General features: G+C 69.1%; 23 protein-coding genes and 2 tRNA genes. 4 read left to right on the forward strand and 21 right to left on the reverse strand.

Features of this window, described 5'->3' with window-relative positions:
* Positions 1-155: 155 nt before the first annotated feature.
* The 4 genes from EDM22_RS04825 to EDM22_RS04835 form a co-directional block, all read right to left on the reverse strand.
* Positions 156-680, reverse strand: coding sequence for a GNAT family N-acetyltransferase (locus EDM22_RS04825; protein WP_122935942.1), 525 nt, complete (start codon positions 678-680; stop codon positions 156-158).
* 262 nt (positions 681-942) lie between these two features.
* Positions 943-1521 (reverse strand): FAD-dependent oxidoreductase, encoded by a 579-nt coding sequence (locus tag EDM22_RS20220; protein ID WP_342768500.1) that lies wholly within the window; start codon positions 1519-1521, stop codon positions 943-945.
* On the reverse strand, positions 1470-2063 hold the full coding sequence (locus EDM22_RS20225; protein ID WP_342768501.1) for an FAD-dependent oxidoreductase: 594 nt from the start codon (positions 2061-2063) through the stop codon (positions 1470-1472). Before EDM22_RS20225 ends, EDM22_RS20220 begins: the two co-directional genes overlap by 52 nt.
* A 71-nt stretch (positions 2064-2134) precedes the next feature.
* Positions 2135-2968, reverse strand: a complete 834-nt coding sequence (locus tag EDM22_RS04835) for a DUF1684 domain-containing protein (protein ID WP_122935943.1) — start codon at positions 2966-2968, stop codon at positions 2135-2137.
* 259 nt (positions 2969-3227) lie between these two features.
* Between EDM22_RS04835 and EDM22_RS04840 the strand changes: the two genes are divergently transcribed.
* Positions 3228-4673, forward strand: coding sequence for an NtaA/DmoA family FMN-dependent monooxygenase (locus EDM22_RS04840; RefSeq protein ID WP_122935944.1), 1446 nt, complete (start codon positions 3228-3230; stop codon positions 4671-4673).
* 42 nt (positions 4674-4715) lie between these two features.
* Here the strand turns inward: EDM22_RS04840 and EDM22_RS04845 are convergent, their stop codons facing one another.
* From EDM22_RS04845 to EDM22_RS04860, 4 genes are all read right to left on the reverse strand, one after another.
* Positions 4716-5726, reverse strand: a complete 1011-nt coding sequence (locus EDM22_RS04845) for an aldo/keto reductase family protein (RefSeq protein WP_122935945.1) — start codon at positions 5724-5726, stop codon at positions 4716-4718.
* An 82-nt stretch (positions 5727-5808) separates the two neighbouring features.
* On the reverse strand, positions 5809-5988 hold the full coding sequence (locus EDM22_RS04850; protein WP_122935946.1) for a hypothetical protein: 180 nt from the start codon (positions 5986-5988) through the stop codon (positions 5809-5811).
* On the reverse strand, positions 5985-6824 hold the full coding sequence (locus EDM22_RS04855; RefSeq protein ID WP_138708030.1) for a hypothetical protein: 840 nt from the start codon (positions 6822-6824) through the stop codon (positions 5985-5987). The genes EDM22_RS04850 and EDM22_RS04855 overlap by 4 nt, the downstream gene beginning before the upstream one ends.
* Positions 6825-6925: 101 nt before the next feature.
* On the reverse strand, positions 6926-7660 hold the full coding sequence (locus tag EDM22_RS04860; RefSeq protein ID WP_122935948.1) for a sulfite exporter TauE/SafE family protein: 735 nt from the start codon (positions 7658-7660) through the stop codon (positions 6926-6928).
* Positions 7661-7814: 154 nt separating this feature from the next.
* On the opposite strand from EDM22_RS04860, the gene EDM22_RS04865 reads away from it, so the two are divergent.
* Positions 7815-8288 carry a hypothetical protein gene (locus EDM22_RS04865; RefSeq protein ID WP_122935949.1) on the forward strand — a complete coding sequence of 158 codons (474 nt, stop codon included), beginning with the start codon at positions 7815-7817 and terminating at the stop codon, positions 8286-8288.
* A 114-nt stretch (positions 8289-8402) separates the two neighbouring features.
* Here EDM22_RS04865 and EDM22_RS19450 read toward each other — a convergent pair whose 3' ends face one another.
* The gene (locus EDM22_RS19450) at positions 8403-8621 is read right to left on the reverse strand and encodes a hypothetical protein (protein ID WP_170964021.1); all 219 of its coding nucleotides are present in this window, start codon (positions 8619-8621) and stop codon (positions 8403-8405) included.
* A 343-nt stretch (positions 8622-8964) separates the two neighbouring features.
* Between EDM22_RS19450 and EDM22_RS04870 the strand changes: the two genes are divergently transcribed.
* Positions 8965-10881, forward strand: coding sequence for an alkyl/aryl-sulfatase (locus EDM22_RS04870; RefSeq protein WP_170964022.1), 1917 nt, complete (start codon positions 8965-8967; stop codon positions 10879-10881).
* A 746-nt stretch (positions 10882-11627) separates the two neighbouring features.
* Here the strand turns inward: EDM22_RS04870 and EDM22_RS04875 are convergent.
* Positions 11628-11933, reverse strand: a complete 306-nt coding sequence (locus tag EDM22_RS04875) for a hypothetical protein (RefSeq protein WP_122935951.1) — start codon at positions 11931-11933, stop codon at positions 11628-11630.
* A gap of 509 nt (positions 11934-12442) precedes the next feature.
* A complete protein-coding gene (locus EDM22_RS04885) occupies positions 12443-13543 on the reverse strand; it encodes a peptidoglycan-binding domain-containing protein (protein WP_245989207.1) in 1101 nt (366 codons plus the stop codon).
* Positions 13544-13957: 414 nt separating this feature from the next.
* Between EDM22_RS04885 and EDM22_RS04890 the strand changes: the two genes are divergently transcribed.
* A complete protein-coding gene (locus EDM22_RS04890; RefSeq protein ID WP_122935954.1) occupies positions 13958-15286 on the forward strand; it encodes an APC family permease in 1329 nt (442 codons plus the stop codon).
* An 87-nt stretch (positions 15287-15373) separates the two neighbouring features.
* Here EDM22_RS04890 and EDM22_RS04895 read toward each other — a convergent pair whose 3' ends face one another.
* From EDM22_RS04895 to EDM22_RS04940, 10 genes are all read right to left on the reverse strand, one after another.
* Entirely contained in the window at positions 15374-16720 is a 1347-nt protein-coding gene (locus EDM22_RS04895) for a dipeptidase (protein ID WP_122935955.1), read from the reverse strand.
* Between the two features lie 2 nt (positions 16721-16722).
* Complete coding sequence (locus EDM22_RS04900; RefSeq protein WP_122935956.1) at positions 16723-17172, reverse strand: flagellar basal body-associated FliL family protein; 450 nt, start codon at positions 17170-17172, stop codon at positions 16723-16725.
* Positions 17169-18596: a glutamate/gamma-aminobutyrate antiporter GadC gene (gadC, locus tag EDM22_RS04905; protein WP_212591892.1), complete on the reverse strand. Its 1428-nt coding sequence runs from the start codon at positions 18594-18596 to the stop codon at positions 17169-17171. Before gadC ends, EDM22_RS04900 begins: the two co-directional genes overlap by 4 nt.
* Positions 18597-18899: 303 nt before the next feature.
* Positions 18900-20315, reverse strand: a complete 1416-nt coding sequence (locus tag EDM22_RS04910) for a threonine/serine exporter family protein (RefSeq protein WP_122935958.1) — start codon at positions 20313-20315, stop codon at positions 18900-18902.
* A 110-nt stretch (positions 20316-20425) separates the two neighbouring features.
* Complete coding sequence (locus EDM22_RS04915) at positions 20426-21562, reverse strand: aminopeptidase P family protein (protein WP_122935959.1); 1137 nt, start codon at positions 21560-21562, stop codon at positions 20426-20428.
* An 823-nt stretch (positions 21563-22385) separates the two neighbouring features.
* A tRNA-Met gene (locus EDM22_RS04920) sits at positions 22386-22459 on the reverse strand.
* A gap of 34 nt (positions 22460-22493) precedes the next feature.
* A tRNA-Thr gene (locus EDM22_RS04925) sits at positions 22494-22565 on the reverse strand.
* A gap of 62 nt (positions 22566-22627) precedes the next feature.
* The gene (locus EDM22_RS19455) at positions 22628-23080 is read right to left on the reverse strand and encodes a DUF4190 domain-containing protein (protein WP_170964023.1); all 453 of its coding nucleotides are present in this window, start codon (positions 23078-23080) and stop codon (positions 22628-22630) included.
* A gap of 351 nt (positions 23081-23431) precedes the next feature.
* Positions 23432-24442 carry a sugar ABC transporter permease gene (locus EDM22_RS04935; RefSeq protein ID WP_122935961.1) on the reverse strand — a complete coding sequence of 337 codons (1011 nt, stop codon included), beginning with the start codon at positions 24440-24442 and terminating at the stop codon, positions 23432-23434.
* A complete protein-coding gene (locus tag EDM22_RS04940; RefSeq protein WP_122935962.1) occupies positions 24442-26064 on the reverse strand; it encodes an ABC transporter permease subunit in 1623 nt (540 codons plus the stop codon). The genes EDM22_RS04935 and EDM22_RS04940 overlap by 1 nt, the downstream gene beginning before the upstream one ends.
* Between the last annotated feature and the right edge of the window lie 70 nt (positions 26065-26134).

The following is a 26134-nucleotide window of genomic DNA, read 5'->3' on the forward strand; positions in this document are numbered from 1 at the left end:
GGCGGCGTCCGTGGGCGGGACGGCCGCGACGGGCTGCCCCTCGGCGCCCACGGCACCCGCCGCCTGGGCGCCGGTCGGAGCGTCGGCGGGGGCCGGGGCGACGACGGCGCCGGCCAACGTCGCCGTCCCCTCCGACCGGCGGGCGAGGATGCGGCTCATGCGCGGACTCCTTCGGTGACGAGTGACTTGTCGAATGCGTGGATGCCGACCTGCTCCGGCGGCAGCGAGGTGTCGAAGCGAGGCGTGTACCCGCTCGCGAGGTACAGCGCGATCGCCTCGGGCTGGCGCGGTCCGGTGGTGAGCGTCACCGCGGTGTAGCCGCGGTGGCTCGCCGCCGCCTCGAGCTCGGCGACGACGCGCCGGCCGAGGCCGCGACCCCGGTGGTCGGGATGCGTCCATACCCGCTTGAGCTCGGCGGTGCGCTCGTCGAATCGCTTGAACGCGCCCCCGGCGACCGGCTCGCCGCGCTCGAGGAGCACGAGGAACGCGCCCCACGGCGGAGCGAACTCCGACGCGGGATAGCGGCGGAGCTCGACGCTGGCGGGCTCTCCGAAGAACTCGCCGTAGCGGTCGTCGTACTCGCGCTCGAGGTCGGCGAGCAACGGCTTCGCCAGCTCATCGTCCGCGCTCACGAACCGCACGCTCAACTGGGTGGTCATCGTTCGCTCCGTCCTGCTCATCGATCGGTTCCGCTCGGGCCGTTCCCGGGCGGATGTCTCGAAGCTATGCAGCGCCCCGGAGGCCCGGCAACGCGGCGATACACGGGGCGACCGAAATCGTCACCGCGCGTCATTCCGCCGTCGTGACGGCCCGGAGCCCGGTTCCGGAGCCGGCGAATGTGACGAATTCCGTCGATGCCGCATGTCGAACTCCTACGCCCACGCGGAGCTCATGCGGCGTGGGCGGGTCGGCTCCCGGGCCGTCGGCGGAACGCCGAACGCATCAGGCCGCGGCGAAGCGCCGCAGCCGGAAGACGCCGGGTGCCGGGCGCCCGTCGACGAGGTCGGCGAGGATCCGCCCGACCGCCGGCGTGAACTTGAATCCGTGCCCCGAGAAACCCGCCCCCACGGTGACGGGACCGGCGGAGTCGAGCACGAACACCGAATCGGGCGTCGTCGTGTAGGTGCAGCTGATCGGCGTCGCGACCTCCGCGTCGACGCCGGGCAGCCACTCGCGGGCATAGCGGCGCAGGGCCGCGAACTGCACGGGCTCGGCCTCGTAGTCGCGCAGGTCGGCGTCGACCACCGGCCCGACGCCGTGCCAGCCCGCCTTCACACCCTCACCCGGCGTGAGCATGCCGTAGACCCCCGAGTACCACCACGCGTCGCGGGGCCCCGGCCGGTGGTTGAACCCCGGCCAGTCGAGCGCGGCGTCGCGCACCGCGAAGTGCGCGGGCTGCTCCTGGGTGACGACGAGGCGGGGCAACGGCACGAGCCCGCCGAGGAGCTTCGAGGTCCACGCTCCGGCGGTCACGACCACGTGGCGCGCCACGATCGTGCCGGCGTCGGTCTCGACGTGCACGCGATCGCTGCGTTCGACGCGGATGCGCGCACCGGCGTCCGATGGCGCACGACCGCGCCGCGCGCGGCCGCCGCCTGCTGGAACGCCCGCACCGCGGCATCCGCGTGGAGCCGACCGGCGGTGGGGAGGTACAGCGCGCGGGTCTCGAAGCGGATGCCCGGCCAGCGCCGCCGCGCCGCCTCCGCCGGCACGGACTCGCTCGGGATGCCGACGGCGCCGAGCGCATCGCGCACCTCCTCGTGACCGGCGTCGTCGCCGTGGTCGACGAGCCCGACCTGCGCGAGGAGGGACGCGCCCGTCTCCGCCTCGAGCTCGCGCCACGCGAGCTGCGACTCGAGGAGCATCGCGACGTGGGTGGGCTCGGAGTAGGCGAGGTTGAAGTTGCGAGAGGCGCCGTGCGACGCGCCGTGCGCGTGACCGGGATCGAAGCGCTCGAGGAGCGTGACCTCGCGGCCGCGCCGGGCGAGGTGCCAGGCGGCGGACGATCCCATCGCGCCGCCGCCGACCACGACGACCTCGGTGTCGGTGCCGGACGGGGTCACGAGGGCCGGTCCGCTCGCTCGACGTCGCCGAGGGGCTTCGCCGCGGACGGGTGCATCGCGCCGTCCATGCGTCAGGCCCGGTGTCGCTGGAGCGGCGTCTGCTCGCCCGCCTCGATGCCGACCGTGAGGCGGTTCTCGGCCGGGGGCAGCGGGCAGGTCGCGTGGTCGGTGTACGCGCACGGCAGGTTCACCGCGCGGTTGAAGTCGAGCGTCAGGGCGCCGGCGGCGTCGGGTGCCGCGATGTCGAGGCTCCGGTTCGCCGCGTACGTCGTGAGGCCGCTCGTGGCATCCGTGAACAGGACCGTGAGCGTGCCGGGCGCGTGGCCGTTGAAGGCGATCAGGCGGAACACCTCGCCGCCCAACTCGAACTCGACCTCGCCCGGCGCGGCGTAGACGTGCTGCAGTCCCTCGGCCGCCGAGCCGACGGTCACCTCGCGGGGGGATCCGAACGGGCGGAATCGCCCGTGGGCGACCCAACGCGGGTCGGGCGCGTAGGTCGGAGTGCCGCGGAAGCGGGCGAGGTACGGGTGCGCCGGATCGCGGGGCCGCACGATGTCCTGGCCGCCGCGGCGGGCGACCTCGATCACGACGTCGCCCGAGCGCACGGTGACGCCGGCGCGCTCGGCGATGGGTCCGAAGGCGTGGCGGTGGATGATGCGGACGCCGTCCTGCTCGAGCTCCTCGTCGGCGGAGAGCTCGACGACGGGCCCGTCGTCGCCGGTCGACCACACCCCGGGCACGCCGTCGAGGCGCCGCGGGGTCTGGTCGAGCCAGTGCACGGCGGTGACCGCGAGCAACCCCTCGGGGTCGGCGCGGCGCGCCTCATGTGCGCGATGCCAGTCCTCCCATTCGAGGGCGAAGGCGGTCTGGTCGAGGGTGGTCGCGGGTGCGTCGGTCGTCGTCATGGAGGTCACTGTGCGCCGTCGGGGTCGGCTGCGCCAGCGGGCCGGTCACGGACCGTTGCATTCGCAACATCCGGTCACACCCAGGGATCGGGGCGTGTCATCGAACGCCGCAGAGGAGTCGACGCACCGCGCTCGAACGGGTCAGGCGTGACCTCGCGTGACGCGGCATTGCGGACTGTGGCCTCCGATTCCTCCGTGTGACAGGCGGTGTCGAGATCGCCGGGGCCCCTTCGTAGGTTCGGGGCGGGAGGTCGAACACATGACACGACTCATCATCGGCGCGATGATCCGAACGATCGGCGCGTACCCTTCGGGCTGGCGTCACCCCGGCGCCCACCGGGACCCCCGGCAGGATGCCGCCGTGCTCCGCCGTGCCGCAGAGGTCGCCGAGTCCGCGCGGCTCGACTACCTCTTCTTCGGCGACTGGCTCGCCACCGGCCCCGACCTGGAGTGGCGGGACCCGCACCTGCTCGCGCGAGTGGATCCACTCAGTGCGATCGCGTACCTCGCGGGCGTGACCGAGCGCATCGGCCTCATCGCGACCGTGAACACGAGCTACGCCGACCCGTACGCGATCGCCCGGGCCACCGCCTCGGCCGACCTGCTGAGCGGCGGACGCGCCGGCGTGAACCTGGTCACCGGCGCCGACCTGCGCGTCGCCGAGAACCACGGCCGCGACTTCGCCGCGACCAACGAGTCTCGGTACGACCGCGCACACGAGTTCGAGACGGTGCTGCGGCGACTGTGGGACTCGTTCGAGGACGACGCGTTCGTGGCGGACGCCGACAGCGGAGTGCTGCTCGATCCGGCGAAGCTGCACGACGCCCGGTTCAGTGGCGCGCACCTCAGCGTGGACGGGTCGCTCAACGCCGTGCGCCCGGTTCAGGGCCACGTGCCGATCATGCACTCGGGCTCCTCGGCTCGTTCGCGGCTCTTCGCCGCGACGAGTGCAGACCTCGCCCTCGTCGCGGTCTCCGGATGGCAGCAGGCGGCAGCCGTGCGCGAGGAGCTGCGATCGCTCGCGTTCGAGTCGGGACGCGACGACCGAACGCTCAAGGTCGTCGTGCCCATCCTCCCGATCATCGGCGAGACCCGGGAGCACGCCCAGCAGATCGCCGACGAGCTCAGCGGGCTCGTGCGGATCGCCGACGACTGGGATGGCGAGCCGCCCGCCGGCTTCCCCGGCAACCGGTCGCTCGCCTCGGTGTCGCACCTCATCGGCCTGAACGTCGCCGGACTCGACCCCGACGATCCGGTCACGCCGTCGCTCGTCTCGGCGTTCAGCCCGGCCGGGCAGGAACTCGTCGAGATCGTCGCGGAACGCACCGGCCGCGCTCCCTCCGGCGAGCATCCCCCGACGCTGCGCCACCTGGTGGTTGCGGCCTCGTTCAGCGCGTCGATCATCGTGGGCACGGGCGCGGAGGTCGCCGCGGAGCTCGCGGCATGGGGCGACGCCGGAGCGGTCGACGGGTTCAACGTGCTCTCCGCCACGCAGCCGGCGCAGTTCGAGGCGTTCGCGACGCAGGCGGTTCCGGAGCTGCAGCGGCTCGGCGTCTTCCCCGCCGAGTACGAGGGCACGACGTTGCGAGATCACCTCGGACTCGGTCGCCCGGGCAACGTGCACGTCTCGCCGCACGACCCGCGGTTCCCGCCGGTCTTCGCGCGTCGCTGCGCTGCCACTTCTGGCGCATTCGAGGTGGTGTAGGCGGCGGGTGCGGAGGCGCCGGCGCCCCGCGGCATCCGTCGATCAGGCTTCGCGGAACTTCGGCGAGCTCTCGTCGGTGCGGCGCGGATCCCGCTCGACGGCGTCGCCGAGCACGTCGTCGATCCGGCGCATGAGCTCCTCGGGGATGACCACCCCTGACGCGGCCACGTTCTCCCGCACCTGCTCGGGGCGCGACGCGCCGATGATCGCAGTCGCGACGTTCTCGTTCTGCAGCACCCACGCGACCGCGAGCTGGGCGAGCGAGAGCGAGAGCTCCTGGGCGATCGGCTGCAAGCCCTGGACCCGGGTGAGCACGTCGTCGGTGAGGAAGCGGCGGATCGCACCGGCCCCGCCCTTGTCGTCCGTGGCACGGCTGCCCTCGGGATGCGGCTTGCCGGGAAGGTACTTGCCGGTGAGCACGCCCTGTGCGATCGGCGACCACACGATCTGCGAGATGCCGAGCTCCTTCGAGGTCGGCACGACCTCGGCCTCGATCACGCGCCAGAGGGCGGAGTACTGCGGCTGGTTGGAGATGAGCTGGATCCGCAGCTCCTTCGCGAGCGGTGCCGCCGCCCGGAGCTCGTCGGCGGTCCACTCGCTCACTCCGATGTAGAGGGCCTTGCCGGCTCGGACCACGTCGGCGAACGCCTGCATGGTCTCGTCGAGCGGAGTGAAGTAGTCGTAGCGATGGGCCTGGTAGAGGTCCACGTAGTCCGTGCCGAGGCGGGCGAGCGATCCGTCGATCGACTCGAGGATGTGCTTCCGGGAGAGGCCCACGTCGTTGTGCCCCTTGGGCCCGGTGGGGCCGAACACCTTGGTGAAGATCTCGAGGGACTGGCGGCGATGTCCTCGCAGGGCGTCGCCGAGCACCGACTCCGCCCGGGTGTTCGCGTACACGTCGGCCGTGTCGAACGTGGTGATCCCGGCGTCGAGCGCGGCGTGCACGCACGCCGTGGCCGCGTCGGCCTCGATCTGCGATCCGTGGGTCAGCCAGTTGCCGTACGTGATCGCCGAGATCTTGAACCCGGACGCACCGAGATACCGAGACTCCATCGTCGCTCCCCTGTTTGGTGTGCCCTCAGTCTGGCCCATCGCGCACGGAGAACCCCTCCCGAGTCCGATCGCGAGCCGACGGTCAGATCACGACGACGATCTGCCGCGCGCGTGCGCGATCTCGCCCTGCCGGTGCGGGTCGCTGCTCGACCGCGTCCATGCCGGCGCCGCGGCGGCCCGCGCGCAGCTTCGGGTCGACCGTGTCGACGCCCGCCGCGCGCAGCGCGACGCGGACCGCGGCGCGCAGCCGATCCGGGCTCACTGAACGCCGCGCGACCTGATCCGTTCCGCGAAGGTCTCGTCGAGGTCCAGCGGGGTCGTGTTCCCGATCGGCCCGAGCTTGTCGAATTCCGGTCGGAACTCCTCGATGAGCTCGTTGGCGGAGACGGCGGCGAGTTGGTCGGGGCCGATCCCCTCCAGGTAGATGCGGACGATGTCGAGCTCCTGCAGGAACATCGTGTCCGTACCGTCGTTGTCGCGCATGCGCTTCAGCAACCCGAGGTGATACGGCGTCAGGACGTGCGTGCGCCGACCCGTGACCGTGGATTGCACCCAGATCCCGCTGTCGACGGCGGGAATGATGGAGAACATGGGGTACTCCTTCTTCTTGCGGAGGCCGCCGACGGCGGCCGCGACCGCGGCGGGGTTCGGACGGCCGCCGGCGTAGTTCGTCGCCCAGCCGAGATACGTTGCGCGGGGAGCCTTCGCGGCCGTGTAGTGGTCGACGGACGCGAACCCGATGGCGTCGCCGAGGTCCTCCGTCACCGACGCGTTGGCCATGAAGAGCATGCCGCCGCCACTCGTCATGCCGACGCCGACATGGCCGTTCTCGATGCCCGCGATATCCCAGAAATGGAATGCCAGCGCGGGCGCGTTGGCCGCGGTCGGGTCCAGGTGCCCCGAACCGTTGGCGGCACGGCGCGCACTGCTGATGTCGGCGGATGGGAACGGGCTCCACCCGAACTCGCGGTCGATGTATCTGAAGACCAGTGATCCGCACTTCTGGTCCCAGGTCTCCAGCGCCCCGCCTCTTCCGACGAAGTGAGGAAACGCCCTCGCGTACGATCGCGCATGCTCTTCCGGAGTCATGTTCGACACCCCCCACGCGCAGCGCCCGTGACGAGTCGAGAGCCCTGCACACGCGAACGATAGACCGCCGCGGAGCTGCTCGCCATACCCCGAACGAGGGGCGCGATCGTTCAGAGCAGCAGGTAGATCGCGCCGACCACGGTGAGCACGATGACGATGCGCTCGAAGAGCGTCTGGTCGATCCGATCGGCGATGCGCCTGCCCACGAACGCACCGATGAGCACGGCCGGCACGAGCACGAGATCGATGAGCACCGCGTGCGTGGTCAACAGGCCGAGCCCGATCGCGAACGGCACCTTGGCGATGTTGACGAGCGCGAAGAACCACGCCGCGGTGCCCAGGAACGCCTTCACCGGGAACCGGGCGGCCAGGAAGTACATCGACATCACCGGTCCGCCGGCGTTGGCCACCATCGTCGTGAACCCGCCCAGCGACCCGTAGGCGACGGCCACCGACCGGCGCGGCGCGATCACGTCGCCGCCCCTGCGCTGCCACAGCGTGAAGGCGACGACGACGAGCAGGATGACGCCGATGACCCGCCGAACGGCCCCGTCGTCGGCGAACGCGAGGAACACCACCCCCACCAGCAGCCCCGCGACCACGGCGGGCGCGAGCCGCAGCAGCGTGCGCCAGTCGGCGTGGCGGTGGTACGCCCACAGCGCGAACACGTCGCCGACGATGAGGAGCAGCAGGAGCGTCGCGGTGGAGGCACGCGACGGGAGCACGCCGGCGAAGATCGCGACCGAGAGCGTGGCGGCGCCGGGCAGCGCCGTCTTGGAGATCCCGACGATGAGCGCGGCGATGACCAGCAGTACCCAGCCGCCGGCGGCGATCTCGAGAAGCATCCAGCGCATCCTCGATGGCCGTGGAGTGGAATGGTGGCGAGGCGAGTCTACCCGGCACGGCTGGAACGTCCGGAGTCAGCCGGGCGATGTTCCGTTGACGCAACCGGGCCGTTCGGCCCTGTGCGCGAATGCCGACGAACACGAGGCTGGCAACATGACCGCGGACTCGCCGGAGACCGAGAGCCGGAGACCAGGACGGCGTCAGCCGCCCGGCCCCGCTGCGCGACGATTCGGATTCGCGGTCGCGGCGTTCGTCAACCTGCTCCTGCTCTACCTGGGCAACGTCTGGCCCGGATGGCAGGTCCTCCCCTTCCTCACCGACGAAACCGTCGAGGTGCTGCCCTGGATCAATGCGTCGCTCGCGGTCGGCGTCGTCGCCAACGTCGTGAACCTCATCTTCGACCGGGCATGGCTGAAGTCGTTCGGCGACATCGTGACGACCAGCGTCGGCCTGGCGGCGATGATCCAGCTCTGGGCGGTGTTCCCGTTCGATTTCGGCGACTCGACCTTCCCCTGGGTCGCCATCGTGCACACGTTGCTGGGCATCGCGATCATCGGTTCGGCGATCGCCATCGTCGTGGCGGCCGTCGCGTTCGTGCGCGCCCTCATCCGGCGGGCGGATGGCTGACTCAACGGTGGTCGATCGCGGCCGCGAGGTGCGAAGCGACATTCGTGGTCGCGTCGGCGGCTCGGAACCGAGATTCCGAGCCGCCGACGCCGGCACCGATCCCGTCAGGGCATCTCAGTCGCCGCAGATCCCGCGGGCCACGTCGTTCTTGCCCTGGCCGCCGATCGCCTGGACCACGTCGCCGACATTCGTGAATCCGAGGGCACCCTCGGTGTTGATGGTCTTGTGCACCTGGCCGAAGCAGGCAGCGTCGGCGGGCGCAGCGTGGGCGGTACCGGCAACGCCGAACGTGGCGAGAGCGGCGATGAATCCGGTAGCGAGAATGCGCTTCATTGAACTTCCCCTTCAATCGGCGGGTGCGAATTCACCCGATACCCTTACTTCCGCCCGAAGGCCGGGTTCGGATGCACCCTCCCGCAAATTCCATCCGGGAATCCGCGAACGGCGTGCGCACATCGAGTCTCGCCAGGCTCACCGGCGGCATGCCCGCCCGACCGGACAGATGCGCAACCTGAAGGAAGGCATCAGGTCCCGCCGCGCCATGGCGGTGTGCTTCCCGGGATGGCCGCACCAGGCCGGTCCCACGCCGCGGCGCGGTCTCGCTGTCGCCGGCGGCCTTGGCTATCGTGATCGTTGCGGGGGCGGGCACTCCCCGCGGTCTGTAGGGGGAACGGGGATGGCAGTGGGTGGAGCGTACGGTTCGAAGCCGGCGACCGAACATACGACGGCGGCGAATCGCGCGGCGCGGGATGGACTCCCGCTCGCCGATCGGCGCGACTACGAGGACGCGGCGCGCGGCTTCATCGGCACGCTCGACGACCCGGTGATCCGCCGTGCGGATGGAACCCCGGTCATCGACATCGACGCGCATGCCTTCGTGCACGAGGCCGACGACGCGCCCGACGAAGTGCACCCGAGCCTCTGGCGGCACGCGCAGGTGACCGCGCACCACGGCCTGTTCGAGGTCGTCGAGGGCGTGTACCAGGTGCGCGGATTCGACCTCGCCAACATGACGCTCGTCGAGGGCGACACCGGAGTCATCGTGATCGACCCCCTGTCGTTCACCGAGACCGCGGCTGCAGCGCTCGCCCTGTACCGTGCGCACCGCGGCGACCGCCCCGTCTCGGCCGTCATCTACACGCACAGCCACGGCGACCACTACGGCGGATCGCGGGCCATGGTCGACGGCGCCGGGTCGGTCCCGGTGATCGCGCCCGACGGGATGGTCTACGAGGCGGTCGCCGAGAACATCTACGCCGGAACGGCGATGCTGCGCCGCGGCATCTACATGTACGGTCCCATGCTTGCGACCGGGCCCCGTGGACAGGTGAACGCCGGACTGGCGAGCGCCCTGTCCACCGGGGGCAGCGCGACGCTCGTTCCGCCAACCGACCTCATCACGCGCACTGGTGAGACCCGCACCATCGACGGCGTCGAGATGGTCTTCCAGATGGCGCCGGGCACCGAGGCCCCCGCCGAGTTCCTCGTCCACTTCCCGCAACGACGGGTGCTCTGCGCGGCCGAGGACGTGAACCACCTGATGCACAACCTCTACACGCTGCGCGGCGCCCAAGTGCGCGACGCCGCGACGTGGTGGAAGACCCTGAACGAGACGATCCGCTTGTTCGGGGCGGACACCGAGGTCATCCTCGGCCAGCACGGCTGGCCGCGATGGGGCGCCGACGACGTGCGCGAGTATCTCCGCGATCAGCGCGACCTGTACAAGTTCATCCACGACCAGACACTCCGCCTCGCCAACCTCGGCGGGACGCCGATCGAGATCGCCGAGCAGCTGCGGCTGCCGGCTGGCCTGGACGCCCAGTGGTACAGCCACGGCTACTACGGCTCGCTGAATCACAACGCCAAGGCCGTCTACCAGCGGTACCTGGGATGGTACGACTCCCACCCCGCACACCTGCACCCGCTGCCCCCCACGGAGGCCGGCCGGCGCTACGTGGAATACATGGGCGGCGCCGACGGCGTTCTCGAGAAGGCCCGCTCCGCATTCGACGATGGTGACTACCGGTGGGTCGCCGAGGTGCTCACGCACGTCATGTTCGCCGACCCTGCCAACACCGACGCCGCAGAGCTGCAAGCCGACGCTCTCGAGCAGCTCGGCTACCAGGCCGAGAATGCGACCTGGCGCAACGAGTACCTCATGGCCGCGCTCGAACTCCGGCAGGGCGTCCGCGATCTCGGTAGCATCGACCTCGCCACGGCCGACGTGTTCGCCGCGATGACGACGGAGATGATCCTCGACTACGCGGGCATCAAGCTGAACGCCGAGCGCGCCGGCGACCTCGCCGCATCGGTGGTCTGGACCGTCGAAGACGCGCCCGGCGGACCGGTCGACTACCTGCTCGAGGTGCGCAACGGCGTACTCGTGTACACCGCCGATGCGCAGCACCCCGAACCGGACGCCACGGCGAGTTCGACGAAAGCCGCCCTGGCCCAAGCGCTGTTCGGCGGGCGGCCGCTCGACGAACTCGTCGCAGCATCCGACATCGCGATCGGCGACGAGACCGACGTGGTCGCTCGGATCTTCGGCCTGCTCGACGACTTCCCGCTGTGGTTCGAGATCGTGCGGCCGTAAGCGGGCGGCGGCCGTCGTCAGCGCTTGCGCGCGCGACGTCAGAGGAAGCAGGTTCGTCCGCGGAAGCCGGACATCGACTGCCCGTCGATGACCTTCGCACGCCCGGATCGCACCAGGTCATGCTCAGACGTGGTCACGCGAATCGAGACGAGGGAGTGAGAATCGGTCTGAGAGTCGCGGATTCTGCTGTTGTAGCGAGGGCGGGACTCGAACCCGCGACACCACGGATCGGACGAGACCGTTCACGAGTCTTTCTCCTCGAAACCGAAATATCGGATGGTCTCGGACTGGCCCGGGATTCCTTGAGAGAACGGATGCTGCGGGAGCGATGGTACTCGAATGAGATGGGAACGTCTCGGGTGAGATCGAGTGCATATTCGTTGAATAAGCGTGCGCGCATCGAGTCACCCGAGGTCTCGCCCCCTCTGCCGACCCGGTGCCCCACCAAGAGCCCAGTCTCGCCCGGCTCCGTGACGTTGGCAGATCGAGCAGCGATGGGATCATCACCGTGGTGTCTCGACATCACAGATCAGGAGTCACCGCTCCGTGCAGCAGACTCCTCTGAGGCAATGCTCTCCTCGAGCGCTCATGGTCAAGGAGTTGAGTCCGGCACGGCGACAGCGCACACACCACGCCCGCATTGCTCGGATTGCGACTCATGCCGGGCGGGGCGGGAGGTCCACCGTTCCAGCTTCGACAATGTGACCAGATCTGAGCGGATCGTGGTCCGCGAACAACGAGCGAGCTCACGACGGATGCAGCCCAAAAAGGACGTAAAGATTGGCCGATAACAATGTCAACGCTGCAGCGATGAAATAGCCGATCCAAGTGAAACGTCTTCCTCGCCTTCGCTCGCGAAACCAAATCGCGCCGAGGGCCCCCGTCGACAAGGCAATGACCAGCGCCGTGACCTGAAGCGTGATATCGGTCAAGAACTCGGTCGGGCTCCGCATCAATTCCTCGCCGAACCTTGTGTTCTCAAGCGCAATATCGAACCAACGGGCGAAGGCAATAAACGCCGGCAGCAGCACACCCAGGAAGAAGACATACACCGCAGTGCGCCGTGGCCCTGCGCTCTCTCCACCCTGCGTCTCCGTGTTGTGCGTTGATACCACGTCTCTCTCGTTTCTCGGTTCTGGTGTGGATACGCCCGCTTGACGAGCTCGGGCTAGTAGACACCCACGAGAGCGGCCTCCACCGCGTCCGAATAGAGCGTGGTCCCGAGATCCGTCGGATGAACGGACTGCTGGGACACCAGGCTATCGGCGATGTTGAACGGCTTATCACCTGGGGTGAAATCGTCCAACACAAGTCCGTTCATCCCAGAATCTGCGGGAACCAGGCTAGAGCAGAGGGTGTGGCCTTCGTAGGTTGTCTGCGGGTCGATGTAGATCACTCGTTGGTTTGCCGAGTCCGCAGCTTCAGCGGAAGCCCTGTGTCCAGGGCCGTGCAGGCGCAGCTCGACTGCTCAGCACCTCAGTCGGGCGACCAGTAACCGGCCTCCAGCGCATCAGCCCCGGCATCCGACCTCATCGAAGAGGACGCGGCACCCGGGCTCCGGTCACGAACTCGCGGGCGCGTCCGTCGGCGTCGCCGACGGGCTCGGCGAGGGGTCCGGCGCGGTGAGCTCGGCGATCGCACGTTCGAAGGCGGCGATCGTCGCGGCATCCACCGCGCCCGTCGGCTCGACTCCGAGCGCAGTCTGGAACGCCTGCATCGCTGCGGTGAGGTCATCGGTCCACACTCCGTCGACCGCCCCGTCCCAGAAACCGGCGAGCTTGAGCGTCTGCTGCACGGCGGCCGTCGACGCCAGCGACTCTTGGGCGGCAGCTCCACCGAGCGCCACCAGTTCGGCCTGGAGCGCCGCAGCGGTCGCCTTGTCGACCGTGCCCGTCACCGGCAACCCGTTCGCCTCCTGAAGGTCTTCGACCGCTTGCACGGTGAGCGGCCCCGACACGCCGTCGACGGTACCGGAGTAGTACCCAGCCGTGGCGAGGTCCTGCTGCAGCGCGAACGTGTACGCGCTGACGGCCGCCGCGGCCTGCACCTGCTGCTCCTCGGTGAGGCATCCGGCATCGGCGAAGAGCTTGAGCCACGCCATCTCGAGCGCGACGACCGCGCTGTTGAACTGCTCGGATGCTTCCGCCAGGGGCGTCTGCTCGGTGATGGAGGCCTGCGCGGCCTCGAAGTCGGCATCGGCCTGCTTCACCCGATCGACGGTGGCCGCGGGCGCCAGCGGCGTGCTGGTCGGAGGCGGGGTCGGCTCGGCGACCGCGGGCGAGCTGGAGGCCCCTGCCTCGGCCGCGGCCAGAGCGGCCTGCGCCTCCGCGAGGTCCTGCTGGGCGACGACGAGGGCCTGCTGCGCGTCGACCGCGGCCTCCGCGCCATCGAACGCGTCGTCGCGGGGATCGGCGAGGTCTTTTCCTGCCACCCTGACGTCGCCGACGGTGGGCGCGGTGTCGTTCAGCACGTCGCCGTACCGATCAAGTGCGTCGATGTAGTCCCGGCTTGCTCCGCAGAACTCCGTCGACGCGGCATCCAGCTCCGCCTGGGCGCTCGCGACGGCCTTCTCCTTCGCGGTGACCTGGGCCTTGGCCCGGTCGACGCTGCTGGCGCCTTCGGTGCAGCCGGAGAGACCCACCACGACCACGATCGATACCACGGCAGTTGCGAGGAACCCCGTCGTCCTTGTTCGATTCCACATTCAGATCCCCCGACCATGAGCGTGGTCACATCATGCCACCCGGACGCGCCCGACGAACGTAAGTGGCGCGGGCGGTCTCGTGAAGGGGCGGACCGGATGGCCGACCCCCGACACCGGCCGCGGAGACCACGGTATGGGAGCCGGCACGGTGTTCCATCGAGCGGGCTACCCTCGGTCCGTCATGCATTGATATCGGAGGTGCTCAGCAACCCAGGCGGGTCGTCGCAGGACGCCAGGACGTTGGTTGAGTTGTAGCGACTCATGCACGGCCAAGATTGGCTCGCGGCGGCGCACGAAAGTCGTGACGGCGCGAGTGCGCCCTCGGTAGGCTTTCGCCACACCCGACGCGCGGGAGCGATCGAGAGGACGGCGATGTCGACCACAGAACCTGCTCGGCGTATGACCGTCGCCCAGGCCACCTTTATCGGTGTGGGGTCGATGGTCGGCGCGGGCATCTTCGCCCTGCTCGGGGCGGCGGGTGCCGTCGCTGGATCGGCCGTCTGGCTGTCGTTCCTCATCGCCGGCGCAATTGCCGGGCTGCAGGGGTACTCCTTCGCGAAGCTCGGCGCGACCTTCCCATCGGGTGGCGGCCTGCTCGCCTTCATCGCCCGGGGTTTCGGCGAGGGGCACTTCGCGGGCATCGTCGCCTGGCTGTTCTACGTGACGGGCTCGATCGTCGCCGCGATGGTCGCATCGTCGTTCGGTGGGTACGCGAGTTCGGTGGTCGCAGGCAACGACCCGACGTGGGCCAAGGTCTTCGCGGTCCTGCTCGTGCTGGTGATGACCGCGCTCAACGCGGTGGGCTCGAACGCGGTCGCCAGGGTGCAGTCCGTGATCGTGAAGATCGTCCTCGGCATCCTCACCGTGTTCGCGATCGCGACGATCGCGAACTGGGACCCGGCCCTGCTCGACCCCGCCGGGTACCCGGGCGTGCGCGAGATCATCGCGAGCGTCGCGCTCACGTTCTTCGCGTTCCTGGGCTTCGGTGTCATCACCTTCACTGCGAAGGACCTTCCACAGCCGAAGCGCCAATTGCCGCGGGCCGTGTACCTCGCGCTCGCCATCGCGACGACCGTGTACGTGGCCGTCGCCCTCGGGGTCTTCGGCACCCTCACGGCCGACCAGGTCGTCGCGTATGGCACCACCGCGCTCGCCGAGGCGGCCCGCCCGGTACTCGGCGACTGGGGGTACGTGCTCATGGTGATCACGGCGCTCTTTTCGACGGCCGGTGCGGTGAACGCGAGCCTGTACCCCTCGGTCGGGATGACGCGGCACCTCGCCTCGGTCGGCCAGTTCCCGCCGGTGTTCGGCCGCTCGATCCGCCGTGCGCCGATCGGGCTGCTCGGGATCGCGGCGCTCACGATCATCTTCGTCACGCTCTTCGACCTGAACAAGATCGCCTCGATCGGCAGCGCCGTGGCGCTGCTCGTGTTCTCGTCGGTGACGATCGCCCACTTCCGGCTCTACAAAAAAACCGGCGCGAGCCTCATCGTGCTGATCATCGCCCTCGTGGCGACGCTCGGCACGTTCGTGGTGTTCGTGACGACGACGCTCGTCAACGAGCCCGCCACCGCGATCGCCCTCGTCGCGATCATCGTGCTGGCGGTGGTGGTCGACTTCATCTGGAAGCGCATCCGCGGCCCGCGTGAGCCTCAGGTCGAGCCCACAGTGCCGGGCGAGCCCGCCACGCCTGCGACCTGAGTGCCGAGCGGATGCCGCGTACGCGGCGTGTACGCGACGGTCGGCGGATGCCGCAGCATCCGCCCACCCGGTCGTGCACGTCGGTGATCAGTCGAGGGGCGCTCCGTACGCGCGCAGGAACAGCGCCTCGCTCAGGGCCAGCCGCTCGATCTCGGTCGGATCGACGCTCTCGTTGGGCGCGTGGATGAGGGCGAGCGGCTCCTCGACGCCCATGAGGATGATCTCGGCACCGGGATACGTATCGGCGAACACGTTGCACAGCGGGATCGAGCCGCCCTGGCCGAGCGTCGTCATGGGGACGCCGTAGGCCTCCTGCATCGCGGCTGCCATCGCCCGGTACGCCGGCCCGTCGGTCTCGGCCTCGAACGGCGAGCCGACCGCCTCGGTCTCCACCTCCACGTGCACGCCCCACGGTGCGGCGGCGCGCAGGTGTGCGACGAGCGCGTCGTGCGCGGCATCCGCGGCCATGCCGGGCGGCACCCGAAGGTTCAGCCGCGCGGCCGCGCGGGGGACGATCGCGGCCGTCGAGCCGACCACCGGCGGGCTGTCGATGCCGAGCACGGTGACGGCAGGGCGCGCCCACAACATGTCCGACACGGTTCCGTCGCCGAGCAACTCGACTCCTTCGAGCACTCCCGCGTCGGTGCGGAACTGCTCGGGCGGGTACGGCGCGCCCTCCCAGCGCCGGGAGGCGTCGAGCCCTGCGATCGTCGTGTTGCCGGCCGAGTCGCGCAGCGAGGCGAGGATCGCGATCAGCGCCGCGAGCGCATCGGGCGCGGGACCGCCGAACATGCCCGAGTGCACCTCGGACGCCATCGACTCGACTGTCACCACCACGTTCGCCATCCCGCGCAGCGTCACCGTCGCAGCGGGATGCCCCACGGCGGCATTGCCCGTGTCGCACACGAGGATCGCGTCGGCGCGCAGCAGTTCGGGGTTCGCGGCCACGAACGCCTCGAGCCCTCCCGTGCCCTGCTCTTCGGAACCCTCGACGACGAGCTTGAGGTTGACCGGCACGTCGTCGCCGAGCGCCCGAAGTGCGAGCAAGTGCATCAGGATGTTCCCCTTGCAGTCCGCCGCGCCCCGTCCGTACCAGCGGCCGTCCACCTCGGTGAGCTCGAACGGCGGTGTGCGCCAGGCGGACTCGTCGAGGGGCGGCTGCACGTCGTAGTGCGCGTACAGCAACACGGTCGCGGCACCCGGATCGCCGCACGGGCGGAAACCGACGACGGCGTCGCTGCCGTCGGGCGTGCGCTCGAGGCGCGCGTCGGCGAAGCCGAGCTGCTGGAATCGGCCGCGCACCCACTCGGCCGTCTTCGCGCACTCCTCGGGCGGAAACTGCCGCGGGTCGGCGACCGATCGGAAGGCGACGAGTTCCGCGAGTTCAGGGCGCACCCGCTCCATCAGCTCGCCGATGCGAGTGCGCAGATCCACGCTCATCCGTTCGCCGAGTCGGTCGTCTCGAGGCTGTCGACGAACTGCCGGAAGTCCTCCAGCTCGTCCGGGCAGTACACCTCGATGATCGCGAGTTGACCCTTCAAGACCTTGTTGTCGACGATCACCGGGCGCTCGCCCGGGCCGCCCGCGCCGGTCGTCAACATTCCGTACAGCGTTGCACGGCTGAGTGCCTGATTCGGATTGGCGCACACGGCCCCGCCGTCATCGCCCAGTACGCGGGCGATGATCTCGGGCGCCGGCGGCGCCGTCGCACCGGCATCCTCGAGCACCTGGACGAGCTGAGACGCCTTCTCCTCGGCCCGCTGGCTCTCTCGAGCGGAGGCAAAGGCGATCACCGCCCACACGGCGAGGATGATGAGGACGACGGACACGACGATGTAGAGCACCGATCGCTGGCGCGGGCTCTGTTCCTCGGTTCCAGTGCTCATTTCGCCACCTCCTCCGACTCAGCGGATGCCTCCGGGAGCTTCCACGACGGCTTCCGGAATCGGTAGAACAGCCAGGGTACGAGCAGGCCGAGGCCGAGCGCGCCGCCGGCGACGATCACGAAGTAGATCCACGGGTTGCCGCCGCCGAACTGCGACGGCGGGATGAAGCCGACGAGCAGCGCGGCGAGCGAGGCCGCGAAGCCGACACCGCACAGGCCGATGAGCATCGGCGCCCGGTAGCCGCGCGGGTGGTCGGGATGGCTACGCCGCAGGCGCACGGCCGCCACGAACATGAGCAGGTACATGATCAGGTACACCTGCGTCGTGATCACCGAGAAGATCCAGTACGCACTGGATACGTCGGGAATGAGCGCGTAGCCGAGAGCGATCACGGTCGTGATGATCCCCTGCGTCACAAGCAGGTTCTGCTGCACGCCATGCTTGTTCAACTTCTGCAGGAAGGGCGGCAGGTACCCCTCCTGGCGCGAGATCAACAGCAGGCCCTTCGACGGCCCGGCAAGCCAGGTCAGCATGCCGCCAAGCGAGGCCGCGACGAGCGCGATGCCGATGATCGGAGTGAGCCACTGCCAGTCGAACACCGCGAGCACCGCGTCGAACGCCTGCATCACACCGGCGGTGAGCGAGAGCTCTTCGGCCGGAACGATCCAGCTGATCGCGAGCGCCGGCAGGATGAAGATCAACAGCACCAGCCCCATCGCCAGGAAGATCGCGCGCGGGAAGTGCTTGGCGGGGTTTCGCAGCGACGACACATGCACGGCATTCATCTCCATGCCGCTGTACGAGAGAAAGTTGTTGACGATCAGCACGAGGCTCGCGAGACCGGCCCACTGCGGAAAGAAGTTCGCCGCGGTCATGGGCGCGGCCGACGGGTTGCCCTGGCCGAGATAGACCGCGCCGAGCAGGATCAGCAGGGCACCCGGAATCAGCGTTCCGATGATGAGGCCGCCGCTGGCGAGGCCTGCGACGCCCTTGGTGCCGCGCGACGAGATGAACACGCCCGACCAGTAGCAGACCACGATCACGAGCGCCGTCCAGACGCCGTTGCTCGCCAATTCGGGGTTGATCACGTAGGCGAGCGTCGAGGCGACGAACCCGAGCAGGGTCGGGTAATAGAAGATCGTCATGGCGAACTGGCACCAGACGGCGAGGAAGCCCATCGGCTTCGAGATGCCAGTGGCCACCCAGTTGTAGACGCCGCCCTTCCAGCCCGACGCGAGCTCCGCCGACACCAGCGAAGTCGGCAGCAGGAACACGATCGCGGGCACCAGGTACAGGAACACGCAAGCCAGCCCGTAGACGGCCATCGTGGGCGCGGGACGCAGGCTCGCCACCGATGCGGTCGTCATCAGCGCAAGCGCGACCCAGGAGATATAGGCCGTCGCCGGCGCCTTGGTGCGGGCCATGCCCGCCGCGTCGGCTCGACCAGCCGATGCATCCGCGGCGCTCATCTGAGACTCGATCCGAGAGCTATCGGGCGAAGGTGACTGCTCCCCCCGAGATCCGACCACAACCGCTGGATCATGACGACCGCCTCCCACTCTGGCGCATCTCCGTGCTGCCCCCCACAGGCACCGGCCACGATCACCGAACGCATCAAGATGCGGATCTGATACTCAGGATGGTCCCGAACGGCATCACCGTCAATAGACGCCGAGGGCGTGTTGAATGCACGCCCCGGCCACGTTCTCCCGGCGGCCGAGCTCGAGTCAGGCGTCCGGCGTCTGCGGGCGAGGGTCGGATGTCGCGCCTCTACCGGCCCCGCCTTCCGAGGGCGTTTCCGGCGGTTTCCGCCGACGCGCACCCCAGATCGACTTGGGAGTGCCCGGGACCATCCGGGCCCAGAACGGTGGCTCTTCCTCCTGTGCCAGAGCCGCGGGCACCTCGATATGGAACGCGGCGATCTCGTCGGCGCCGCGGTGCACCACACGGTAGAGCGCCGTGCCGATGAGCACGCCGAGCGCGATCGACATCACCGACGTGAGCGCGGTGGCGAAGTCCTCCAGACCCTCGCTCGTGCCGACCGCCTCGGTCAGCCCGACGAGCCCCGCGGCTCCGGGCACCAGCAGCCAGAAGCCCGGGAGGAACGTCAGCTGTGAGGGGACGCCATGGCGGAGGCTCGCGATCCACAGCACGACGGGCGTCATCGCGAGGGCGCCGACGAACCCGCTCACGGTCGAGCCGACCAGCACCTGACCGACCTGCTGTCCCGCGTAGGCGACGAACAGCACCAGCAGCACCCACCAGAACGTCGACGACGGCGCCGAGAAGTGCAGGAAGTTGCCCACGGCGAAGAGGAGCACGCCGCCGATCGCGGTCCACCAGGGGAACGGGTCGGACGCCGCCAACGACAGGTACCTCGAGCTCTCGATGCCCACCACCGTGCCCGCAGCGATGATGCCGAACGTCAGCAGGCCGAGCTGTACGAGACCGAACACGAGACGCGACGCGCCCGCCACCATCTGCCCTGCGGCGAGCTCCATCGTGCCCGTCGTAAGCACCCCTCCGGGGAGGAATGTCGCGAGCGGGGCGATCAGCAGCCGGATCGGATCACCGATCTCGACGTAGGGCGCGATCAGGAACACCGCGAGTGCGCACACGAACGCGGCGAAGACGGGGAACACCAACTGCAGTGTCTGCGATCGCACCAGCTTCGCGAGCCCGATGAACCCGCCCAGCACGAAGGCCACGACCGCACCCTGCCACGTCGGCGTCAACAGGAGCGCCAGGCCCGTCACGAGAAGCGCGTGCCCGAAGGTGCGCACGAACCAGCCGTAGCTCGGTCGCATAGCGCCGATCTCGTTCAGGCGCCCGATGCCGTCGACCGGTGCGATCGCCGCCCGCTTCGCCTGCCCCACGAGCGCGTACAGCGCGGCGATCTGGTCGAATCGGAACGACGGCGTCAGTGTCGACCGCAGCGCGACCCGGCCCTCTTCCGCCGACCCGGTCTGCACGATGATCGCCGTCGGCAACACCAAGATGTCGGTGTCATCCCGCCCATACGCGCGCGAGACGGCAAGCATCGTGTCGCGGATCCCGTCGACCGTCTCGGCTGCCGCGTTCATCCCCTCGGCGAGTCCGAGGAGGAATCGGCGGAGCATCGCGCGGTCACTGGCGTCGGCCATCTCACCCCCGAGCTCACGCTATCCCCAAGGCCGCGGGGGTGTCGAGCGGAGCGCGGACGATGCAGGCGGTCGCTCGCGATCGACGACCGTCATGATGTCGCGAGGCGCTGCTACTCGACGATCGCCATGTCGTGGGGCGTCCGGTTGAGCCGGCGCCCGCCCTCGTCCGTCACCGTGACGATGTCCTCGATGCGCACGCCGAACTGCCCCGGAAGATAGATGCCCGGTTCGATCGAGAAGCACATGCCTGGCTGCATGGGCTGACGTTCCCCCTCGACCATGTAGGGCGGTTCGTGCGTTGTGAGCCCGATCCCGTGCCCGACGCGGTGGATGAAGTACTCCCCATAGCCGGCATCGGTGATCACGGCGCGCGCCGCTCGGTCGACCTCCTGGCACTCGACGCCCGGTCGGACCGCCTCGAATCCCGCCTGCTGGGCTCGACGCACGATCTCATGCACCTCGCGCTCCTCCTCGGTGGGCTCGCCCACGTGGACCGTGCGGGTCGTGTCCGACCCGTAGCCGTGCTTGAGGCCGCCGAAGTCGAGCACCACCATGTCGCCGCGCTCGACGATCCGGTCGCCCATCTCATGATGGGGGTTCGCCCCGTTCGGGCCCGAGCCCACGACGGTGAAGTCGACCTGCGAGTGCCCGAATCTCCGGAGCAGCGTAGCGAGGTCGTTGCCGATGTCGGTCTCGCTCCGACCGGCGAAGCGCACCTGGAGGATTTCCCCGTATGCCTCGTCGGCGGCCGCGCCGGCCGCGGCCAGCCGCGCGAGCTCGTCGTCGTCCTTGATCGCCCGCAGCATCGGGAGTGCCGTCGTCATCGACACGTAGGACGTGTCGGGCAGCCGGCCCTGCAGGCCGAGCAGGTGCATCGCCCACGCCGAGTCGGACAACGCGTAGCGGCCCGGCCCGAGCAGTCGCGCGGTCGCCTCGTACGGGTCGCTGCCGTCGGGCCAGTCCGCGAGCCGAAAGACCGATGCACCGGCCGTTTCCTCCGCGTCGGGCCGTTCGAGCCTCGGGACGATCATCGTGGGCTCGCCCACGACGGGGACGACCAGCATGGTGATGCGTTCGGTGATCGCGACCGGCGCGTACCCGGTCAGGTAGAGCAGGTCGGGCCCGGGGGTGAGCAGCAGCCCGGTCAGGCCCGCCGATTCCGCGGACCGCGCCGCTCGCTGCAGCCTCGCGGCGAAGTCCGCGGCGGTGAATGGGGCAGGTTCGGCCTGCATTCTTCGATCAGTCATTGAAGCCTCCTCGCCTGAGGCCGCTTCCGTTCCGGAACGGCGCGGACGATCCGGAATCTACTCCGATCGGGGGTTGCGGTGCGACCGACTCACGCTGTGCGGATGTCGCAGGCGCGCCGCCGCTATCGATCAGCCACGGCTCGACTGCAGGTGTTGCCGTCGACCCCGTGCTCCGAGGCGGAGCATCCGTCCTCATCCTTTTCACCGGGATCCCTCGCGCGGAACTGCTCGTCGAACCCGTTCCCGGACGAATCTGTGCCATAGATCTGCCATCAAAGGCACGAAAGCGATCCGAAACCAACTGAGACGACACGAGGAAATCCCTGATGGCCGCGTACACGCCCATCGGAGGGAACCAAGTCTTCGATTCGCCACCATCGAGGAGATGCTGCGCGCGATGGAGCGCGCGCTCAGCTCCCCCGGTGGCCCGCTGACTCAGGAGCTTGCGGAGCTTCTCACCGTCTGAGTCCGGGCCGAGCTCCGATAAGCGTTGAATACTCGTTGACGACTCCGCGAAGAGGTGAATGCCTCGACGAGAAAACCCGGATCAACCAAAGATTCCGCGGGACTCGAACCCAGGACCGACGGCCGCTTCATCGAGTCGCTTCCCCTGCATCGCCACCTGTCTGGCACCGTCCACCCCTTGCACCGCCCGGAGATCCGGGCGAGGGACCATGAGCGAGTCCGCGTGCGGCCCGTCGAACGCTACCTCAAATGCGGGCCGGCCGAATAATCGTTGAATACTCCCCGAATCGGCTCGATCGCCTCAAGTGTTGTCCCCTCCAGCGACGAGAAAACCCCCGGCTGACCGGGGGTTTCATTGTAGCGAGGGCGGGACTCGAACCCGCGACACCACGATTATGAGCCGTGTGCTCTAACCACCTGAGCTACCCCGCCGGGAAGGCTGCACCGGCAACACCGGCAGAACCAGAGCCCCGAGTCAGGATTGAACTGACGACCCCTTCCTTACCATGGAAGTGCTCTACCACTGAGCTATCGGGGCGTGTGCCGAAGTCGGCAACCACACGAGGATATCACCTCTGCGGGCGTCATCCGAATCGTGCGTCACAGGCGGCTCGGCACCCCCGACGAGGTCGCCGCGGCCGCGAAGATCAGCAGGAAGAAGCCGATGACGAGCACGGTGAACGCGATGCCGAGGTAGCCCAGCACGAGCCCCCAGATCGCCGCCGCGTCGCCCTGCTCGCCGCGCTCGCGGATCTGTCGTCGGGCGATGTGACCGCAGATCACGGCGGCGATCGACGCGATCGTGCCGAGCAGCGCGAAGCCGATCCCGAGGCCGAGGCTGACCCACGCGAGTGCGTTGTGCGGGCGGTTCCAGCCGTAGGCGCCGGGCGCCGCGGCACCGGCGGGTGCGCCGTAGCCCGGCGCCTGCGGCGGGGCGTACGAACCGTAGGCCGGCGTCTGCAGCGGCGCCGAGTACACAGCAGCGGATGTCGCGGCGCCGGGCGCCGGCGGAACGGGCGGAACAGCTGCAGGGGGCGTGTCGCGGGGGTCCATGCGTGGCTCCATCGGCGTCGAGCGGCGGGGGTCGAGCCATGCTACCGGGAATGCGGCCGCCGAGGCCGTCCGGCTTCCACAGTGGCGCCCGTCAGCGCGATCGCTCCCCGCCGGAACGGTCGACCCTCTGCTCGACGAGCTCGAGTCACCGCCGGCCATCACCCGGAATGTGGTTCTCCGCCGCATCCCGGTAGCCGAGTAGCCACCGCGACCGCGACCGCGAAGGCCGAGGTCCTTCCGGCTCGCCGAGGCACCGACGGCACCAACGGCACGACGACCCAGGCATGACGAAGCGGATGCCGCCGCGCATCGCTGCGCACGCGGCATCCGCTCGCCTGGTTCGTCCAGCCCCTACTTCACCGAGCCGGCCGTGAGGCCGCCGACGATGTACTTCTGCAGGAAGAGGAACAGCGCCACCACCGGCAGGGCCGCGATCACGGCACCGGCCGAGAACGCGCTCCAGTCGGCGTACCGCGGGTTCGACACGAGCTTCGTGAGGCCCACGGCGAGCGTCTGCTTCTCGGTGTCGATGAGCATGACGGATGCCACGACGAACTCGTTGACCGAGCCGATGAACGAGAGCAGCGCGACCACGGCGAGGATGGGCGCCGCGAGCCGAAGGATGATCGTGAAGAAGATGCGCGCGTGGCCCGCGCCGTCGATCTTCGCGGCCTCGTCGATCGACGCGGGCACCGTGTTGAAGAACCCGTACATGAGGAACGTGTTCACGCCGAGCGCGCCGCCGAGGTACACCATGATCAGGCCGATGTGCGTGTTGAGGCCGATTGCGGGGAACCAGTCGCCGATCGCGCTCATGAGCAGGAAGATCGCGACGACCGCGAGCAGCTGCGGGAACATCTGGACCACGACGATCGAGACGAGCCCGAAGCGCCGGCCCGTGAACCGCATGCGCGAGAACGAGTACGCCGCGAGCGCGCCGAGGAACACCGTGCCCACGGCGGTGATGGTCGCGATGATCATGGTGTTCGCGAACCAGGTGGTGAACGGCACCTGCGGATCGGTGAGGATGCGCACGTAGCTGTCGAGGCCGATCTTCGAGAAGAGGGCGTTCGAGCCGGTGAGCGTGCCCTGCGGGTTCAGCGACGACGAGATCACGAACACGATCGGGAACAGTGAGAACGCGATCATCACGATGCCGACGATGTGACGCCACCCCGTGGCGCGGAACCACCGGCCGAAGTTGAACGGACGACGCGACCCCGTGGGCGCGGCGGGTGCGGCAGGGCCGCCCGGACGGCGAGCCGCGTCGGCCGCCGCCTGCTTCGACGCGGCGCGTGCCTCGAGGAGCTCGCCCTCGAGCAGCCCGGCCTCGGTGCCGGGGACGTTGCGCGGATCGGTCATCAGTTCAGCTCCTCGAGCGACTTGGTGCGGCGGAAGGCGATGATCGAGATCACGGCGACCACGATGAAGATGATGATCGAGTAGGCGCTCGCGAGTCCGTAGTCACGCGACTGCCCCGTGAACGCCACCTTGTAGACCATCGTGATCAGGATGTCGGTGAAGCCGACCGGGATCGGCGCGTTCGAATCCCGTGGACCGCCGTCGGTCAACATGTAGATCACGTTGAAGTTGTTGAAGTTGAACGCGAACGAGGCGATCAGCAGCGGCGCGACGCTCACGAGCAGCAGCGGCAGCTTGATGAGGCGGAAGATCGCCCACGGCCGGGCGCCGTCGACGGTCGCGGCCTCCTGGATGTCGTCGGGGATCGACTGCAGCGCACCCGTGCAGACGAGGAACATGTACGGGAAGCCGAGCCACAGGTTGACGATGAGCACCGAGACCTTGGCCATGAACGGATCCGTGAGCCACGGCACGTCGGCGCCGCCGAGCAGCACCTGGTTGATGAACCCGAAGCTCTCGTTCATCATGCCGGCCCAGACGAGCGCCGACAGGAACGACGGGATCGCGTACGGCAGGATCATGAGCACGCGGTAGTACTTGCGGCCGCGCATGCGCATGTCGTTGAACACGATCGCGAGGAAGAGCCCGAGGAAGAACGTCGACGCGACCGAGATGAGCGCGAATGCGAAGGTCCACAGGGTCACGTACACGAGCGGCACCGCGAGGCGCTCGTCGGTGACGGCACGCACGAAGTTGTCGAAGCCCACGACGATCTGCCAGCCGGGCAGCAGCTCCTCGCCGTCGTCCGAGGTGAATGCGCCCGTGCCGATGTCGGAGTACACGGTGCCGGTCGTGAGGTCGGTCATGGTGCCCGCGGCCTCGTCGTACTCGAGGGTCGAGAGGTAGAGGTAGCCGTTCGAGCCGTCGGGCGTGCTGATGGCGCCGTCGTTCGGGTCGTCGGAGAACGGCACGGCGAGCGCGGTGATCTCGTCGGTGCGGGCGATGACGTCGGAGAAGCTCAGGGAGGTCCAACCATCGAGGGCCACGGCCTTGCCGCCCTCGAGCTGGGCGTTGTCGACGGGCGTGAGCGGCTGCGTCGCCGTGCCCACGCTGACCTCGCCGTCGGGGTCGGTCACGAGCAGGCCCAGGGTGCCGAGCTGGTCGACGACGGTGACGCCGTAGGTGGGCGAGTCGGGCACGCGCTCGAGCGCGGAGCTCATGAGCGACGAGACCGCCTGCTCCTTCGAGCCGTTGTGCCCGGTGCCGTAGTTCGTGAAGCCGATGTAGGCCGTGTACACGAGCACGAACACCTGGAAGAGGATGAGGAAGATGACGCCGGGCGTGAGGTACTTCGCCGGCAGCTTGCGCCTCGAGAAGTAGATCCAGTTCACGAACACCGTGACGACCACCACGATCGCGGCGATCAGCCACTGGCCGGCCAGCGCGAGCACGAACAGGGCGTACACGGCGATCGCGTCGACGATGCCGAGCGCGATCAGCTTGATGAGGAGGATCTTCAGTCCGCCGGATGCCGCGTCCGCGATGCCCGCGGCCTGCCGCTGTCGTTTCGTCTGCTTCGGAGGCGTCTCCGTCGTGACGTCGTCGTCGATCGTGGTGCTCATTCCATCCGCTCTTCCTCGAACGAGAGTGGCTCCGGGTCGGATGCCGTCGCGGCATCCGACCCGGAGCTGC

This window comes from Agromyces tardus (assembly GCF_003710805.1).
In the GTDB taxonomy this organism is placed as follows: domain Bacteria; phylum Actinomycetota; class Actinomycetes; order Actinomycetales; family Microbacteriaceae; genus Agromyces; species Agromyces tardus.